Source organism: Aurantiacibacter sp. D1-12 (assembly GCF_028858515.1).
Lineage (GTDB): Bacteria > Pseudomonadota > Alphaproteobacteria > Sphingomonadales > Sphingomonadaceae > Alteraurantiacibacter.
On the sequence record NZ_JAPJZJ010000001.1, the window covers coordinates 741,888 to 758,418 of the forward strand.

The following is a 16,531-nucleotide window of genomic DNA, read 5'->3' on the forward strand; positions in this document are numbered from 1 at the left end:
GTGGAATACCTCAACCCGACATTCATGCTGCTGTGGGCAGCGGCCATTTGTGTAATCACAGCCGGAATTCACTCAGTCGTTGGCGAGCGGCGGCTCATTATCCCGGCACTCGCGATTGACGCGCCGCTGATGAACAGCCCGCTCGCTCGCGCAGTGTTCCGCTTTGCCTGGCATTGGACAACTGTGATCTGGGTCCTCGTCGCTGCCGTTCTGGTACTGATGGCCTATGGCGATATCGACATTCCAATGCTTCTGCTGGGCATCGGCGCGACTCATCTCGCGGCAGGCCTGATCAGCGCGATCTGGTCGCGCGGCCAGTTTATCGGCGCACCGCTCATCACACTGGCGGGCGTTCTCATCCTTCTCGCCTATTACGTAACAACTTCGACAACGACCTGACGACAGATCAAGACAGGGAATATCATGAAAGCCTATTACGACGCCGACTGCGACTTCGATCTCATTGCCGACAAGACGATTGTCGTGCTCGGCTATGGCAGCCAGGGCCATGCCCATGCCCAGAACCTGCGTGATAGCGGGGTGAAGGACGTTCGCATTGCTCTGCGTGAAGGCTCTGCGACGGCGAAAAAGGCCGAAGCTGCTGGCTTCGAAGTCCTGTCCAACAGCGAAGCGGCCAAGGTTGCCGATATCCTCATGATCCTTGCGCCTGATGAGACGCAGGCGCAAATCTGGGCGGATGACCTGAAAGGCAATATGAAGCCGGGCGCGGCAATTGCGTTCGCCCATGGCCTCAACATTCATTTCGGCCTGATCGAGCCGACCGACGATATCGACGTCATCATGATTGCTCCGAAGGGCCCCGGCCACACTGTGCGCAGTGAATACCTGCGCGGAGCGGGCGTTCCATGCCTGATCGCCATCCATCAGGACAAAAGCGGCAACGCGCATGACATCGCGCTTGCCTATGCCAGCGGTATGGGCGGCGGCCGCAGCGGTATTATCGAGACCAACTTCAGGGAAGAATGCGAGACCGATCTGTTCGGCGAGCAGGCCGTCCTTTGCGGTGGCATCAGCCACCTGATCATGGCCGGTTTCGAAACGCTGGTGGAAGCCGGTTACGCACCCGAAATGGCCTATTTCGAGTGCCTGCATGAAACCAAGCTGATCGTCGATCTGCTGTACGAAGGCGGCATCGCCAACATGCGCTATTCGATCAGCAACACCGCCGAGTATGGCGACTATCACACCGGCCCTCGCGTTATCACCGATGAAACCAAGGCGGAAATGAAACGCGTGCTGGACGATATCCAGCGCGGCAAGTTCGTGCAGCGCTTCATGCTCGATAACGCCATCGGCAATCCCGAAATGAAGGCGGCGCGCAAACGCCAGGCCGAACATCCCATCGAGAAGACGGGCGCGCAGCTGCGTGCTATGATGCCATGGATCACCGCCAACAAGCTGGTGGACAAGGAAAAGAACTAAAGGGGTAATCCGATGGCAGAGCACAAAGTCTTTTCGATGAGCTTTGCCAGCATCTACCCACACTACGTCAACAAGGTCGAAAAGAAGGGCCGCACCAAAGACGATCTCGACAAGGTGCTGCGCTGGGTGACTGGCTATTCGCAAGAGCAGCTGGACAGCCAGATCGACAAGAAAATCGATTGCCGCACCTTTATCGAGGAAGCCCCACTCAATCCGGACCGCACGCTGATCAAAGGTGTGGTCTGCGGCGTACGCGTGGAAGAAGTGGAAGACCCGCTGATGCGCGAGCTGCGCTACATGGACAAGGTCGTCGATGAGCTGGCGCGGGGCAAGAAGATGGAGAGCATTCTGCGCAAGCCGGAATGAATGAAGGTCGCGTCACCATTGCTGTTCTGGTCCTGTGCGCTGCATTGTGGGCGGGCATTGTCCTACGCCAGTCCAGCGAGAACCTCGGTAACGAGATTTACGAGCGTACGGCCACAGATGCTCAGGTGCAGCAGGCCGCACGCGAACAGCTCAGCAATCTGCAACAACAGAGCTTTGCCGAAGACACCGAGTATTGCGGATTGCTGGCGGAGAACGCTGATGGCGAAATCGTTAGCCGGACGGTGATCGTGGGCGATCATGAAAGCTGCGACATCACCTATTTCGACGTACGCACGCTTTACCCGCTCGCGACCTATCACACCCATGCTGGCTTCAATACCGACTACGACAGCGAGGTGCCTTCCACTCTCGATATCGAGAGTGACATGGCAAGCGGGATGGACGGTTTTGTCTCCACTCCAGGCGGGCGGTTCTGGCATATCGATGCGGAGACTGGGACAGCGACACAGGTGTGCGGAGAGGGATGCCTGCCCAGCGATCCGCGCTATCGGCCGTGTAATGGAGCAGCTCCAGAGGAGAGCTATACGCTGGCGAGCCTGCGGGCGCGGTTTGGCAGTCTTTTGCCATCCTGCTGAACATCAATTCATGGTTCCAAAAGAAACCACATTCGCGGGTGGACGGGGCTTGCGAATGCCGATAGCACCACATCCCATGAACACAGGCACACGCCTTATTCTGCTTCGACTTACGCGCCCTTAGGCGCGCCGTTTATCCTGCCCCAGAGCAGGCACCCGCCTAAGGGTCTCTCCATTCCCCAATCTGGCAAGTCGAAGAAAGCCACATCCTATGCCCATGCTGAGTGATCCCAGCGCCAAGTACCGCCCGTTTCCGCAAGTCGATCTGCCCGATCGCCAGTGGCCCACGCGCACCATCACTGCGCCGCCGCGCTGGCTTTCCACCGACCTGCGCGATGGCAACCAGTCGATCATCGACCCGATGGACCGCGCGAAGAAGACCCGCTTCTTCGATCTGCTGGTGAAATGCGGCCTCAAGGAGATCGAAGTCGGCTTCCCTGCCGCAGGTGAAACCGAGTTCGACTTCATCAGCTGGCTGGTAAATTCGGACAAGGTGCCCGACGACGTGGTGGTGCAGGTGCTCACCCAATCGCGTGAGGATCTGATCAAGCGCAGCTTCGAAAGCCTCGAAGGTGCACACTCGGCAATTGTCCACCTTTACAACGCCGTCAGCCCGGCATGGCGTGACATCGTGTTCCGCATGAGTCGGGAAGATGTGAAGAACATAGCGGTCAGAGGCGCGCAATTGCTGGTGGACGAAGCGGAAAAGCGCCCTGGCACCGACTGGCACTTCCAGTACTCGCCCGAGACCTTCTCGACCGCAGAGCTCGATTTCAGTCTGGAGGTTTGCGAAGCAGTGATGCAGATCGTCGGCCCCACACCGGATCGTCCGATCATCCTCAACCTGCCTGCGACGGTCGAGGCGGCCACGCCCAACATCTACGCCGACCAGATCGAGTACTTTTGCCGCAATCTTTCGAACCGCAATGCGGCGGTGATCAGCCTCCACACACATAATGACCGCGGAACCGGAGTAGCCGCCGCTGAGCTCGGCATGATGGCGGGCGCAGACCGCGTGGAAGGATGCCTGTTCGGCAACGGAGAGCGAACAGGCAACTGCTGCCTCGTGACCGTCGCGCTCAATATGTATACGCAAGGTGTCGATCCGGGGCTCGACTTCTCCGACATCGACAGCGTCATCGAAACGGTGGAATACTGCAACGAATTGCCCGTTCACCAGCGGCACCCCTACGGCGGAGAATTGGTCTACACCGCCTTCTCCGGCAGCCACCAGGATGCGATCAAAAAGGGGTTCGAGGCGCACGAAGCGCAGAACCACAACGAATGGCGCGTGCCCTACCTGCCCATCGACCCCGCCGATCTCGGTCGCGATTACGAAGCAGTGATCCGCGTCAATTCGCAAAGCGGCAAAGGCGGCTTTGCCTGGGTGCTGCAGCAGGATCAGGGTCTCAAGCTTCCCAAACGCCTGCAGGCTCACTTCTCCAAGCATGTGCAGTTTACGGCCGATGATCAGGGCCGCGAGCTGGGCGCTGCCGATATCTGGGAATGCTTCCGCCAGACCTACTACTTGCAAGTCGACAAACGCCGCTTTGCATTGGTCGATTATGAAGAAAGTCGTGCTTCGGACGGGACACGGATCTTCACCGGCACAGTGGAGGTGGACGGAGAGGCGCAGCGCGTTTCCGGGCGAGGCAAAGGCCTCATCTCCTCAGTGCTTGCGACGCTACGCGAGGGGTTCGACGTTGACCTTGAAGTGACCGACTACTCCGAGCACGCGCTCGACTCGGGCGTGGATGCGAACGCAGCGGCCTATATCGAGTGGTCAACGCCCGATGGTCGCTCCGGCTGGGGTGTCGGCGTGGACGAAGACGTGGCAACCGCCAGCGTGCGCGCTTTGCTCAGCGCAGCCAATGCAGCATCGCATGGGCCAGGAACACCGCGTCTTTAACGCTTTCCTACAAGCCCAATACGCACGCAAGCGGAGGGCCCTGGTCGGCCAATGCTATCGAACAGTATGTAGGCATCCGGTCCATGACCTATCTGATGGATGGACCTATGTTCGGGTATCTTCTGGCCGCACTGGCCATCGCCATCGTCGCGGTGCTGGCATGGCTCAACCGCCGTCTCCGCTCCGAGCAGAGCGAAGATGAACAGGACGCGCTGAGCTTCGTCACACTTACACAGGTAGCCCCCGCGGGCATCTGGCGTACCGATCCGTCCGGCAATTGCCTTTTCGTCAACCGCAATTGGGAAGAAGCCACCGGCATTTTCGGCAAGGAAAGATGGCAGGGCACAGGCTGGGCGGACGCCCTGCATCCAGGCGACAAGAACCGCGTCTTTGCCAATCTGATGAAGAGCGTGGCGACGCATGAGCACTTCGAAGACGAATGGCGCTGGGTTCAACCGGATGGCACATCGGTCTGGGTAAAGGGGCTCGGCGCTCCCGAATATGACGATGATGGCACGCTGGTCGGCTATGTCGGGATCAATATCGATATCCAGCGATCAAAGGACCTTGAGGCTGAGCTGCTCGCCGCGCGAGAGCGTGCCGAACACGAGGCGCAGAGCAAATCCACCTTCCTAACCAATATGAGCCACGAAATCCGCACCCCGATGAACGGCGTGATCGGCTTCACCGAATTGCTGCTAGAAAGCGACCTGAATGAGCACCAGAAAGCGCAGGTCCAGCTCATCGCCGAGAGCGGCCATGCAATGATGCAATTGCTGAATGACATCCTCGACCACTCGCGGATCGAGTCCGGCCAGCTACAGATCGCCATGGAGCCAACCGACCTGCGGCACAAACTGAAGCATTGCACCAAGCTGGTCGAACCGATGGCGCGCGCGAAGGGGCTGTCACTGGGAATGTGGATCGATGACGCGGTGCCGCCACTGCTGCTTTTAGACAAGCTGCGCGTCCACCAGGTCATCCTCAACCTCATCGGTAACGCGGTCAAGTTCACCGAGGCGGGCGGCATCGATGTCGAAGCGCGCGTCGAAAACTCCAGCGACGGGCAATCATTGCTGCTGGCAGTAATCGATACCGGGATCGGGATCGATGAAGACCGGCTGGAAGCCATCTTCACACCGTTCATGCAAGAAGATGGATCGGTGGCCCGCCGATACGGTGGAACCGGGCTTGGCCTAGCGATCTGCAGCCAGCTGGTCACCATGATGGGCGGCCATATTACGGTGCATTCAAAGCGGGGCGTGGGCACCCAGTTCACAGTCAGACTGCCACTCGAACCGGTCAAGGAAGTGCTGCCACCTCCTGCAGATCACGCCCCGAGCGAAAGCGAAGTTGCCTTCAAGCTTGAAGGCGCGCGGATACTGATTGCAGAGGACCATGCGATCAACCAGCAGCTGGTTCTGGCCATGGCACAAGCACTCAAGCTGGACGTCAAGCTGGTGGAAGACGGCGAGCAGGCTGTGAACGCGGTGATCGAGGCGGATCAGGACAACACTCCCTTCGATGCGGTGCTGATGGATATGCAAATGCCCGATGTGGATGGACTCGAAGCGACCCGCCGCCTGCGCGCCCTGGGATTTGACGCCGCCGCCCTGCCCATCATCGCGCTGACGGCAAATTGCTATCCCGATGATGTGGCTGCGTGTCAGAAAGCCGGAATGCAATCGCACCTCGGCAAGCCCGTTACCACGGTTGCGCTGGCGCGCGAGTTGACCCGCTGGCTTTCGCCTGGATCGGGCATCGGCGAGTTCAGCCCAATTGCGGCAAACGAAGGTAAAGTGGCAGATCTTGTCACCACTCCTCCTGCCGCGATGGCTGCTCTGGAAGAGCGGTATCGCACACGCCGTGATTCGATCGTTGCAGATCTGAAGCAGAGCCTTTCCGCAACGCCTGCGGATATCGATTGGCAACGCCTTGCCGCAGAACTGCACAAACTGGCCGGCGTCGCGGCCAATTTCGGAGAGCCCGAGCTGGGAGAGGCTTCACGCAGGCTCGAACACTGGCTCAAGGCAAACGACCGGCCAGACGAATGCGTCAAGGCAATCAAACGCGAATGGCCCCATTTCGAGAAAGCCGCCTAGGCGGTTGCCGACCAGAGCGCTTCTACCATGGCGTCCAGCTCGGCAAAATCGACACCGGCGCGAAATGGATCCTTCCTGTTGAGAAATAGAGAACGGTTTTCGCGCTGCATCAGCCGCTTGCGCAGCGCCCGCTGCAGGAGCCGCAGCCGCATCAGCGCCTCAACCCGTGCGTGCGAAGCATCGCTGGGGCATTGGCACGCCCATCGGCGTTCAATGCAGCCTACACGCTCCTGGACCAGTTCGTTATATTGACGGTGCGGCCCGCAATGCAGCGGCAGACCTGTCCGTAATGCAGATTTCGCAATCGATGGCAGCAGCAGGCCGTTGGCACGAAAATCCTCGAAGCCGATCGCGAGCCTGCCGATCTGATCGAACATTGTCGCGAAGCATCGGACCTTCATGATCTGGCGCGGCAGCAAATGATGGCGCTGCATCCCTGCGTCATGTGCGGGAGTTCCGCGGCGATTGACTGCCCTGAATGGCAGCCCCGCGCGCACGTCGCCTCCAGCCGGTCTGGCTAGGTCCCCTGGTGTGTTCCCCCCCACACGCGCAGGATGCCTGAGTTTTCCACAGGTTCAAGCTGAATCGGTTCACCCGAAGGCCCTGTAAACGTGACACTTTGCTCGATTCGCCCGTGCTCGACAAGCCAGTTGAGCAGGCGAAGAGCGACCTTTGCTCCCTCAGCCTCGTTATCCGCAATACTGGCCGGGATCAGTAATTCCTGCCCGGTAAACAGCATCAGCCCTTCGCTTTGCATGCTCCCGTCTTGCTTGGTGGCAAGTGCCGTTAGGCCGAGGCCGGGGAAAGCTCCGCCCTCGATCCAGCCCATAACTCCACGTTGGAAGTATTGCGGGTGGCTGGCCGCACGGGCAGCGTGCCAGGCTATACCTCTTACGCTCGCAAGCGAGGCCAGTTGAGCTGACAGGAGGGCTAGCCCGCGCACGACCGGAAACATGGTGCCTCCGGCAAGCAAATGCGGTCCCGGTACGAGGGTAATCGCTTCCAGATCAAGCTGATCGAAGTCCGATTGCAAACCGTAATGATAGGCAACCGGAGGTGGTTCACTTCCGGCAAATGGGGCAAGTCCGGTCAGATCAAATGTCAAACCGTTGGCGAGAATCTCGACCCACCCTTCATCAGCATTTCCGTCTAGCGAAGGATCAATGCTGATCGAGAAATTGCCATCGCTTTCGGCAAGCTTGCGGATATCAGCGGCGCAAGGGCGATCGCCCGCTGCGAACAGCAATGATGCGGTTGCCACAAGCCTATTGGTATCAAGGCGCTGCGCGCTCGCTATTGAACATCCCCCGAGATCGTTCTGAATTACTGACAATATAGCACAGGCGCGTCGAGTCCTAGCGACGGCCCTATCTCACAATCATTACGATTATGGATGTAAAATCCTTTGCCCTTTCGACTGGTGAGAGTGCCCCTGGCGCTCTTCCCCAATCGAAACCGAAGCCGTACTGTGCACGACATGACCACTTCTATCTGTGTTCTTGGCATCGAGAAGTCGCTTTCCGGCAAGTCCTGGCGCTGGCGAGGAGGCAATATGGAGCTTGCATCCGGCATCCACGGACTGGAGCAGGATATTGCCACCCAATTGTTGCTGTCACGTGGCGTACCGCATGAAGAACTGGACATGCACCGCCAGCCGAACTTGCGGTCATTCCTGCCGGATCCATCCGAATTTGCCGACATGGACCGCGCGGCGGAACGGATTGCAGAGGCAGTAATCGCGCGTGAGACGGTGACCGTTTACGGTGACTATGACGTGGACGGCGCAACCAGCTCTGCCCTGCTCATCCGCCTGATCCGCATGCTCGGGCACGATGCATTGCATTACATTCCGGACCGTCTGCTCGAAGGATACGGGCCAAGCGGCGAAGCATTGCTAAAGATCGGTCAGCAGGGTTCCAGCCTGATTGTCACAGTCGATTGCGGCGCAATGGCGCATGAAGCGCTGGGCATGGCCCACGATGCGGGCATCGACGTGATTGTGGTAGACCATCACAAGTGCGCAGCCGAGCTTCCCCGTACCTATGCCCTCGTCAATCCCAACCGTCTGGACGAGAACGATCTGGCTGCATCGCACGGACACCTCGCTGCAGTGGGTGTCGCCTTTCTCCTCGCTGTCGCAGTCGTCCGGACCCTGCGCCAACGCGACTACTTTGCAGATCGAAAGGAGCCTGACCTTCTCTCGCTGCTCGATCTTGTCGCATTGGGAACCGTTGCCGATGTTGCGGCGATACGCGGTCTCAACCGTGCATTTGTGGCGCAGGGCCTCAAGGTCATGGCGAAACGCGACAATACCGGCATGGCGGCACTGATTGATGCCAGCCGTCTGAAGGCTGCTCCGGCTGCAAGCGATTGCGGTTTTGCCCTCGGTCCGCGCATCAATGCCGGTGGCCGCGTGGGCGAAGCGACGCTGGGCGTACGCCTGCTGACGACAGAAGACCCAGACGAGGCGCGCGCCATTTCCGAGCAGCTGTCCCGCCTCAATGAAGAACGACGCGCAATCGAAGCTGCCGTGCAGGAAACCGCAGAAGAGCAACTCGCCGCTCAGCACAACCGCGCGATAGTCGTGTGCGCAGGTGAAGGCTGGCATCCGGGCGTAATTGGAATCGTTGCCGGGCGTATCAAGGAGAAGGCGGGAAGGCCTGCCGTCGTTATCGCGCTCGACAGCGAGACGGGTGAAGGCAAAGGATCGGGCCGCTCGATACCTGGTGTCGATCTGGGCGCGGCGATTATCGGGGCAACCGATTCGGGCTTGCTGGTGAAAGGTGGTGGCCATGCGATGGCGGCGGGCCTGACGATTGCGGCGGACAAGCTTGATGCCTTTACCGAATGGATGGACGAACGGCTGGCAGGGCCTGTTGCTTCGGCCTCCGCCGATCAGCACATGACGCTCGACCTTGCGCTCGCTCCGCGTGGGCTGACGCCAGAGCTTGTCGAGACGCTGGACAGCGCAGGCCCTTACGGTGTCGGCTGGCCCGGGCCACGTGTCGCAGTGGGCCCTGTGCAACTGGTGAAAGCCGACATTGTGGGAACCGATCATCTCCGCGTAATTGCTGCCGGGCAGGATGGCGGCCGGTTCAAGGCTATAGCCTTCCGCGCCGCAGAGAGCGATATGGGGCAGGCGATCCTTCATGCATCCAAAGGGCGTCGACTGTGGCTGGCTGGCCGTGCCAAGATCGATGACTGGGGTAACAAACCAGCAGCAGAACTCCATTTGGAAGATGCCGCCTGGGCCGATTAGCCATTTTCTTTGCAAGATGGTGCAGAACAAGGCTTGACCTTCGCAGCGGACACACCTAATTGCGCCGCTCCATCGCAGGATGGCCCCTTCGTCTAGCGGTTAGGACGCGGCCCTTTCACGGCTGAAACACGGGTTCGATTCCCGTAGGGGTCACCAGCGATGCGCGACACTCTTCGCGCTACCTGTTCCCATTACATGCCGGCTCGTCACACTCCGCTTTGGCTGACAAACAGTCGTGCACGGCGCTTATGACAAATTTTTGTCGCACACCTTCTGGAAAATGTCACAAAACTGTGGCTTAGCCCACGACCATGCAAGCGCACTACACGCCCGTTGCCGGAATCGTGCTGGCCGTTACGTGTGGTCTGGTATTGCTGATCGCCGGCATCGACTTCTGGATCGTGCTCGGCATCCTGTTCGTGTGGATTGGCTCCTTCTGGCTGGCCGCACCGCCCCCGCCTCCCCCCGCACCAGCTGAAGTTGACGGGCTGACACTTTCGCGATCCGGTATGCGCGACCTGATCGAGCATTCGGGCCTTCCGGTCCTGCTGATCGATAGCAACCGCATTATCATTGCCAATGCTCAGGCGCGCGAGGAGATCGGCAAACACGTTATCGGACAGGATGCGCGTGTCGCCCTGCGTCACCCGGCAGCGATTGATCTGTTGTCGCGGCCCGAAGGTGGCAGCACGACCGTTCAGGGCCTGACCGGCCCGCGCAGCAATTGGCAAATGACTGTCCAGCGCATCGATGAACGCTATAGTCTTGTCGAGCTGATCAATCGTACGTCCGAAGCCGATGTCAGCCGCGCGCACACCGATTTTGTCGCCAATGCCAGCCATGAATTGCGCACACCCCTCGCCTCGATCATCGGCTATATGGAAACGCTGGAGGATGGCGGTGAAGACATTCCGCCGGCACAGGCGCACAAGTTTTACGGGACTGTGTTGCGCGAGTCGCGTCGGCTGCAAGGTCTGATCGATGATCTGATGAGCCTCAGCCGGGTTGAGGCAGAGAAACATGATCAGCCGCGCGACAAGATTGATCTGCCCAAACTGGTGCAGCAGGCGGCGCGTGATGGAGCCGGTCCGGATCATATCGGCAGACTGGATCTCAGCCTTCCTTCAAACACTCTGGAAGTGCGCGGAGACAGGAATCAGCTGGAGCAGCTCATTCGCAACCTAGTCGATAATGCCATGAAGTATGGTCACGCGGACAAGCCAGTGTCCATTTCGGTCTCCTGTGGCGAGCGGGCCATGGCTGTGATCAAGATCACCGACTACGGAGAAGGGATTGATGCGGAGCATTTGCCGCATCTGACCAGGCGATTCTATCGCACCGACCCCGGTCGCAGCCGCGCGGCTGGCGGTACCGGTCTCGGATTGGCCATCGTCAAACACATCGTTGAACGCCATCGCGGTCGCCTCGACATCGATAGCGAGATTGGCGAAGGGACAACTGTAACGGTACGAATTCCTTTTGTTACATAGACTTGGATGACCACCTGCCGGTGCTTTGCGCACTCTTTCCACAGGCGATTTTTCGCTGTCACACAACTGTAATGTCACAAATCTAGAGGCGCTGTCACATCTTGGTCATATGACAGTTGTGAGACATAATCTATGCGCGCTTTCGCTACACTCCCGCTTGCCGCTCTGGCGATGATTTCCACCCCGGTACAAGCGCAGGACAGCAAGTCCGGCGATGATACCGAAGTCGAGGCTCTCCGCGCCCAGGTTGAGGCGCTGACCGCCCAGCTTGCTGCGGTGACCGAACGTCTTGATGAACTTGAAGACACTGACGCAATTTCGCCTGCTATCGTGTCTCCTGCACCCGCAAGTGCTACCACAGCACCAACCGTCACTGCATCGGTCCCGACCGAAATCAGCATGGGCGCGGCCGCTGAAATCGAAAGCGAAGACGGGTTTTCGTTCAAGCCCTTCGGCCGTCTGATGGTCGATGCGGGTTGGACTGCCCTGCCCGACGGTCTCGGTCTTTCGGACGGGTTCGACGCAGAAGCACGCCGGGCGCGCCTTGGCGTTTCGGGCGATATCCCGGGTGGCTTCTCCTACAAGTTCGAAGTCGATTTCGCCGGTAACGAGGTCGATATAACCGACGCGCTGATCGAGTATGGCGCGGGTGACTTCGACATCATGGTTGGCCAGTTCAACAACTTCCAGTCGATGGAAGAGCTGACCAGCAGCCGCTTTACCTCCTTTATCGAACGTGCCGCTTTTACCGATGCGTTCGGCTTTAGCCGCCGTGTTGGCGTAGGGATCGAATATGGTTCTGGCAACGTCCTGATCCAGGGCGGCCTCTTTGCCGATAACCTTGACGACATGCCCGGCAGTGATCGTTGGAGCGTTGACGGCCGTGCAGCATTCTTCCCGGAAGTCGGCGATACGCAACTGCACTTTGGCGGCTCGATCCACTATGCTGAGATCGGTGAAGGCGAAACTGTCCGCTATCGCCAGCGTCCGCTGGTCCACTTCACTTCCGAACGCCTGGTCAACACAGGCCGTTTCGATGCCGAAAGCGAATTTGGTCTTGGTCTGGAGCTTGCCGCCGTAAACGGACCTTTCCACTTCCATGCTGAGGGTTATCGCCAGGAAGTTGGTGGTTTGCCGACAATGCAGGATGCCGTGTTCCATGGCGGTTTTGTCGAGGCAGGCATCTTCCTGACGCCGGGCGACAGTCGCGGCTATCGCGGTGGCCGTTTCAACCGCACCCGCCCTGCCCGAACCGTTGCCGAAGGCGGCATCGGTGCAATCCAGCTGAACCTGCGCTATGACTTCCTTGAACTGAATGACGCCGATGCCGGTATCATGGGCGGTTCCCAGAACGCCTTGTACGGATCGCTGATCTGGACGACCACTGATCACACACGCTTCCAGATCAACTACGGTCGACTGGAATATGATGATGCACCGATTGCTCTGCCATCCGGAGAGCAAGACTACGGTGCCGACGTGATCGGTGTTCGCGCCGAGTTCGATTTTTGAGCCAACACATGCAAACCGGCCCTGTTAAAAAATAAGTCCGGCATGTGACGCAAATCTGTCGCATGACCGAAATATGGGCCCCCTAATTCAACACCAGAAATGAGGTCACAGACCATGAAAAAGCTTTCCATCGCATTCGCAGCACTCGCTGCCACCAGCCTGACCGCTTGCGGTTCTGGTGACAGCGCCAGCGGCGACAGCCGTGAAGGTATCCACGCCGTGGGTTCTTCCACCGTCTATCCGTTCGCCACGCGCGTCGCTGAAATCTTCAGCCGCGAAAACCCGGACTTCGCATCGCCAAACATCGAATCTATCGGCACCGGCGGTGGCATGGCCGATTTCTGTGACGGCGTTGGCTATGATCACCCCGACTTTGCGCAGGCATCGCGCCGTATGAAGCTGAGCGAGTTTGAAACCTGTCAGGAAAACGGTGTCGAGAACATCGTTGAAATCCAGGTTGGTATGGATGGCATTGCTATCGCCAGCGCACAGGGCGGCATCACTATGGCTCTGACACCGGAGCTTGTTTACCGTGCACTCGCCGCCAACCCGTATGGTGAAGAGCAGACGGCCACGAACTGGTCGGATGTCGATGCGTCGCTGCCTGATCTACCGATCCTGGTCTACGGTCCGCCGAGCACTTCGGGTACCCGCGATGCTCTTGCCGAGCTGATCCTTGAAGCAGGTTGTGAAGCAGGTCCGCTGCCGGAAGGTCTGGAAGAAGACGCGCAGGATCGCATTTGCACCGAAGTCCGTTCGGACGGCGCCTATGTCGACCAGGGCGAGCAGGACAACCTGATCGTCCAGAAGCTCTCCACCAACCCCAACGCAGTTGGCGTGTTCGGCTATTCCTATCTGGAAGCCAATGCCGACCGCGTTCAGGGCCTCTCGATGAACGGCGTGGAGCCGACTTTCGAGAATATCTCCAACTTCTCCTACCCTGGCGCGCGTCCGCTCTTCATTTACCTGAAGGCCGATCACGTGGGCGTTATCCCCGGACTTGAGGAATTCCTTGCAACCTGGGTTGCAAACTGGGGTGAAGACGGTCCACTGGCAGAAATCGGTCTGGTTCCGAATCGTGGTGAAGTCATGGAAGCCATGACTGCTGCGACGACGGAATTCCCGACGCTGACCGCAGAAGACCTTCAGTAGGGACTTGAAACCGCACCATGTCACCAGTCTTACCGCTTCTCCTTGCCATCGGGCTCGGGCTTGCCGGTTGGCTGGTGGCACGGGCGCGGGCGTGGACCTTCAAACGGGCCGCGCCTCACGGGCGGATAGCCGCCCTTCCCAGCTATCACGCGTGGTACGCCGCGCTTTGGATCGTTGTCCCGCTGGTGATCTGGTTCCTTGTCTGGAACGGAATCCAGGGACAACTGGTCCTTAATTATGTGCTCGCCAGCCCCGAAGCACAGGCACTGCCTGAATTCGGGCTACGCCGCGATGCGATGTTGATCGAGGCACGCAATATCGCCAACGGCATTGACGCTCAGGTGATGAATGACGGCGCCTATGCGCTGGCAGAACCGTTCCGGCAGGCGCAGTCACGCTACGGACTGATCGGTCTGGCCGTCAGCGTCATCATTGGCGGAGCTGGTGCCGCCTGGGCATTTCTGCGCCTGACGCCTGACTTTGCGGCCCGCACCAAGGTAGAACGGCTCGTGCTCGGTGCACTGCTGCTGGCCTCTCTTGTCGCCATCCTGACGACATTCGGCATCCTCGTGACGCTGGTCTACGAGACAATTCTGTTCTTTGGAAAAGTCTCGCCGATAGATTTCCTGTTCGGCCTGCAGTGGAACCCGGACCCGATGAGCTCCGGCGCCGTCGATGGCGACCGTTATGGTGCAATCCCGCTGTTCTGGGGTACGCTTTTTATCGGTGCGATCATCGCCATGATCGTCGCCATCCCGCTGGGCATGATGAGCGCCATCTATCTGACGCAATATGCCCACCCGAAGCTGCGCGCCTGGGTGAAACCCGCGCTTGAAGTTCTCGCCGGCGTACCGACCGTTGTTTACGGATACTTCGCCGCGCTCACCATCGCCCCGTTCATCCGCGATCTCGCGGTTTCGATGGGAGCAAGCAACGCCTCGAGCGAGAGTGCGCTGGCGGCCGGCCTAGTGATGGGCGTGATGATCATTCCGTTCGTATCCTCAATGGCTGACGATTCAATCGCCGCCGTGCCGCAGGCCATGCGAGACGGATCGCTGGCCATGGGTGCGACCACGAACGAAACGATCCGCCGCGTGCTCGTGCCCGCTGCCCTGCCCGGCATTGTCGGCGGTGTGATGCTCGCCATTAGCCGCGCCATCGGTGAAACCATGATCGTGGTGATGGCGGCTTCGACCGCCGCCAACCTGTCCGCTAACCCCCTCGAATCGATGACCACGGTTACGGTTCAGATCGTTGCCCTGCTCACCGGTGAGGGCAGCTTCGATCACCCCGCCACTCTGGCAGCCTTTGCGCTGGGCTTTGTGCTGTTCATGGTCACGCTGGCACTCAACTTTATCGCCCTGCGCGTCGTGAAGAGGTTCCGTGAAGCTTATGAGTGAGCGCGTTACCCCTACCCGCACTGCTGCCTTCGAAGCGCGGCTGAAGAAACGCTACGCGGCAGAGCGCCGTTTCAAGGCCATCGGCCTTTCGGCAATCGTGTTTTCCGTGGCCGTGCTGCTGTTCCTGCTTGCGACCATGACGATCAACGGGATCGGCGGCTTCCAGCGTGCCGAGCTGCGCCTTGATGTCGACTTCCCCCAGATGGGCCTTTCGCTCCCGCCGGAAGAATTGACAGTCATCGAAGCGCAGCAGCGCCTTTCGGGTCAGGGTTTGCGCGAAGTCGTGCAGTTCAGCGCTGAACAGACGATGGGCGCAGAAGGCGCAGCACAGCTCAATGGTGAGGCATGGCGTCTTGTGGCGGAGCAGATCCATGCCAATCCCGGCATCCTCCAACGAGAGGCAAGCTTCTGGCTGCCAACGACCGAGGACCTCGCCAGCGCCTATGCCGGAGACGGCCAGCTTGAACTGCAGCCGCTGGCACAAGACCTTGCCGAACGCGGTTTTCTTGAAGACAATTTTGATGTCGGCTTCCTGACCCGGGCCGATGCAACCGACCCGCAGCTGGTCGGTATCTGGGGTGCGCTCAAGGGATCGATGCTGACGATGATCGTCACGCTTCTGCTCGCCTTCCCGATTGGCGTGTTGGCCGCGCTCTATCTTGAAGAATATGCACCGAAAAACCGCTGGACCGACTTTATCGAGGTGTCGATCAACAACCTTGCGGCGGTCCCCTCCATCATCTTCGGCCTGCTGGGCATGGCAGTGTTCCTCACGATTTTCCCGAGCATGCGGTCTGCCCCGCTGATTGGCGGTATGACACTGGCGCTGATGACCATGCCCGTGATCGTGATTTCGGGACGCAATGCGATCAAAGCGGTTCCGCCGAGTATTCGTGACGGTGCACTCGCGGTGGGTGCATCGCCAGTGCAGGTGGTGTTCCACCATGTGCTGCCGCTCGCCCTGCCCGGCATCCTTACCGGTACGATCATCGGCATGGCCCGCGCGCTGGGTGAAACGGCGCCGTTGCTGCTCATCGGCATGCGCGCTTTCGTCGCCACGCCGCCTTCCAGCTTCACCGATAACGCCACCGTGCTGCCGATGCAGATCTTCCTGTGGTCCGATGAAATCGACCGCGGGTTCGTCGAACGCACCAGTGCGGCGATTATTGTGCTATTGATATTCCTCCTGCTGATGAATGGCCTGGCCATCTATCTGCGCAACCGCTTCGAGAAGAAATGGTAATGCACGACACAGCCCAATCCCCGCTGGCCGAACAGGCCCAGTCCAATGAAGCGGCCGAG

The 16,531-nt window shown here is 59.4% G+C and carries 14 protein-coding genes and 1 tRNA gene; 13 read left to right on the forward strand and 2 right to left on the reverse strand.

The window, feature by feature from the left end; genetic code table 11:
* From OOZ52_RS03710 to OOZ52_RS03735, 6 genes are all read left to right on the forward strand, one after another.
* The gene (locus tag OOZ52_RS03710; protein ID WP_274697128.1) at positions 1–399 is read left to right on the forward strand and encodes a hypothetical protein; all 399 of its coding nucleotides are present in this window, start codon (positions 1–3) and stop codon (positions 397–399) included.
* 24 nt (positions 400–423) lie between these two features.
* Positions 424–1,443, forward strand: a complete 1,020-nt coding sequence (gene ilvC / locus OOZ52_RS03715; RefSeq protein ID WP_274697129.1) for a ketol-acid reductoisomerase — start codon at positions 424–426, stop codon at positions 1,441–1,443.
* A gap of 12 nt (positions 1,444–1,455) precedes the next feature.
* Positions 1,456–1,809 (forward strand): DUF2200 domain-containing protein, encoded by a 354-nt coding sequence (locus tag OOZ52_RS03720; RefSeq protein WP_274697130.1) that lies wholly within the window; start codon positions 1,456–1,458, stop codon positions 1,807–1,809.
* A complete protein-coding gene (locus tag OOZ52_RS03725) occupies positions 1,806–2,405 on the forward strand; it encodes a DUF4329 domain-containing protein (RefSeq protein WP_274697131.1) in 600 nt (199 codons plus the stop codon). The genes OOZ52_RS03720 and OOZ52_RS03725 overlap by 4 nt, the downstream gene beginning before the upstream one ends.
* A gap of 211 nt (positions 2,406–2,616) precedes the next feature.
* Positions 2,617–4,314, forward strand: a complete 1,698-nt coding sequence (gene leuA / locus OOZ52_RS03730) for a 2-isopropylmalate synthase (protein WP_274697132.1) — start codon at positions 2,617–2,619, stop codon at positions 4,312–4,314.
* A gap of 83 nt (positions 4,315–4,397) precedes the next feature.
* Complete coding sequence (locus OOZ52_RS03735; RefSeq protein WP_274697133.1) at positions 4,398–6,416, forward strand: PAS domain-containing hybrid sensor histidine kinase/response regulator; 2,019 nt, start codon at positions 4,398–4,400, stop codon at positions 6,414–6,416.
* Here OOZ52_RS03735 and OOZ52_RS03740 read toward each other — a convergent pair.
* Positions 6,413–6,961 carry an AHH domain-containing protein gene (locus OOZ52_RS03740; RefSeq protein ID WP_342454929.1) on the reverse strand — a complete coding sequence of 183 codons (549 nt, stop codon included), beginning with the start codon at positions 6,959–6,961 and terminating at the stop codon, positions 6,413–6,415. The genes OOZ52_RS03735 and OOZ52_RS03740 overlap by 4 nt on opposite strands.
* Positions 6,934–7,677, reverse strand: coding sequence for a hypothetical protein (locus OOZ52_RS03745; protein ID WP_274697135.1), 744 nt, complete (start codon positions 7,675–7,677; stop codon positions 6,934–6,936). Before OOZ52_RS03745 ends, OOZ52_RS03740 begins: the two co-directional genes overlap by 28 nt.
* Positions 7,678–7,893: 216 nt before the next feature.
* Here OOZ52_RS03745 and recJ point away from each other — a divergent pair, with 216 nt between their 5' ends.
* The 7 genes from recJ (at position 7,894) to pstA (ending at position 16,472) form a co-directional block, all read left to right on the forward strand.
* The gene (recJ, locus tag OOZ52_RS03750; RefSeq protein WP_274697136.1) at positions 7,894–9,675 is read left to right on the forward strand and encodes a single-stranded-DNA-specific exonuclease RecJ; all 1,782 of its coding nucleotides are present in this window, start codon (positions 7,894–7,896) and stop codon (positions 9,673–9,675) included.
* Positions 9,676–9,756: 81 nt separating this feature from the next.
* Positions 9,757–9,831 (forward strand) — tRNA-Glu (locus OOZ52_RS03755).
* Between the two features lie 155 nt (positions 9,832–9,986).
* Complete coding sequence (locus tag OOZ52_RS03760) at positions 9,987–11,165, forward strand: sensor histidine kinase (protein ID WP_274697137.1); 1,179 nt, start codon at positions 9,987–9,989, stop codon at positions 11,163–11,165.
* A gap of 132 nt (positions 11,166–11,297) precedes the next feature.
* Positions 11,298–12,677 (forward strand): porin, encoded by a 1,380-nt coding sequence (locus OOZ52_RS03765; protein ID WP_274697138.1) that lies wholly within the window; start codon positions 11,298–11,300, stop codon positions 12,675–12,677.
* A gap of 114 nt (positions 12,678–12,791) precedes the next feature.
* The gene (locus tag OOZ52_RS03770) at positions 12,792–13,829 is read left to right on the forward strand and encodes a substrate-binding domain-containing protein (RefSeq protein ID WP_274697139.1); all 1,038 of its coding nucleotides are present in this window, start codon (positions 12,792–12,794) and stop codon (positions 13,827–13,829) included.
* Between the two features lie 17 nt (positions 13,830–13,846).
* The gene (gene pstC, locus OOZ52_RS03775; RefSeq protein ID WP_274697140.1) at positions 13,847–15,229 is read left to right on the forward strand and encodes a phosphate ABC transporter permease subunit PstC; all 1,383 of its coding nucleotides are present in this window, start codon (positions 13,847–13,849) and stop codon (positions 15,227–15,229) included.
* Positions 15,222–16,472 (forward strand): phosphate ABC transporter permease PstA, encoded by a 1,251-nt coding sequence (gene pstA, locus OOZ52_RS03780; protein WP_274697229.1) that lies wholly within the window; start codon positions 15,222–15,224, stop codon positions 16,470–16,472. The genes pstC and pstA overlap by 8 nt, the downstream gene beginning before the upstream one ends.
* The last annotated feature ends 59 nt before the right edge of the window (positions 16,473–16,531 follow it).

Coding starts and splice junctions, on each gene's coding strand:
- ilvC (WP_274697129.1), top strand. CDS start 424: ATGAAAGCCTATTACGACGCCGACTGCGACTTCGATCTCATTGCCGAC.
- OOZ52_RS03720 (WP_274697130.1), top strand. CDS start 1,456: ATGGCAGAGCACAAAGTCTTTTCGATGAGCTTTGCCAGCATCTACCCA.
- OOZ52_RS03725 (WP_274697131.1), top strand. CDS start 1,806: ATGAATGAAGGTCGCGTCACCATTGCTGTTCTGGTCCTGTGCGCTGCA.
- leuA (WP_274697132.1), top strand. CDS start 2,617: ATGCCCATGCTGAGTGATCCCAGCGCCAAGTACCGCCCGTTTCCGCAA.
- OOZ52_RS03735 (WP_274697133.1), top strand. CDS start 4,398: ATGACCTATCTGATGGATGGACCTATGTTCGGGTATCTTCTGGCCGCA.
- recJ (WP_274697136.1), top strand. CDS start 7,894: ATGACCACTTCTATCTGTGTTCTTGGCATCGAGAAGTCGCTTTCCGGC.
- OOZ52_RS03760 (WP_274697137.1), top strand. CDS start 9,987: ATGCAAGCGCACTACACGCCCGTTGCCGGAATCGTGCTGGCCGTTACG.
- OOZ52_RS03765 (WP_274697138.1), top strand. CDS start 11,298: ATGCGCGCTTTCGCTACACTCCCGCTTGCCGCTCTGGCGATGATTTCC.
- OOZ52_RS03770 (WP_274697139.1), top strand. CDS start 12,792: ATGAAAAAGCTTTCCATCGCATTCGCAGCACTCGCTGCCACCAGCCTG.
- pstC (WP_274697140.1), top strand. CDS start 13,847: ATGTCACCAGTCTTACCGCTTCTCCTTGCCATCGGGCTCGGGCTTGCC.
- pstA (WP_274697229.1), top strand. CDS start 15,222: ATGAGTGAGCGCGTTACCCCTACCCGCACTGCTGCCTTCGAAGCGCGG.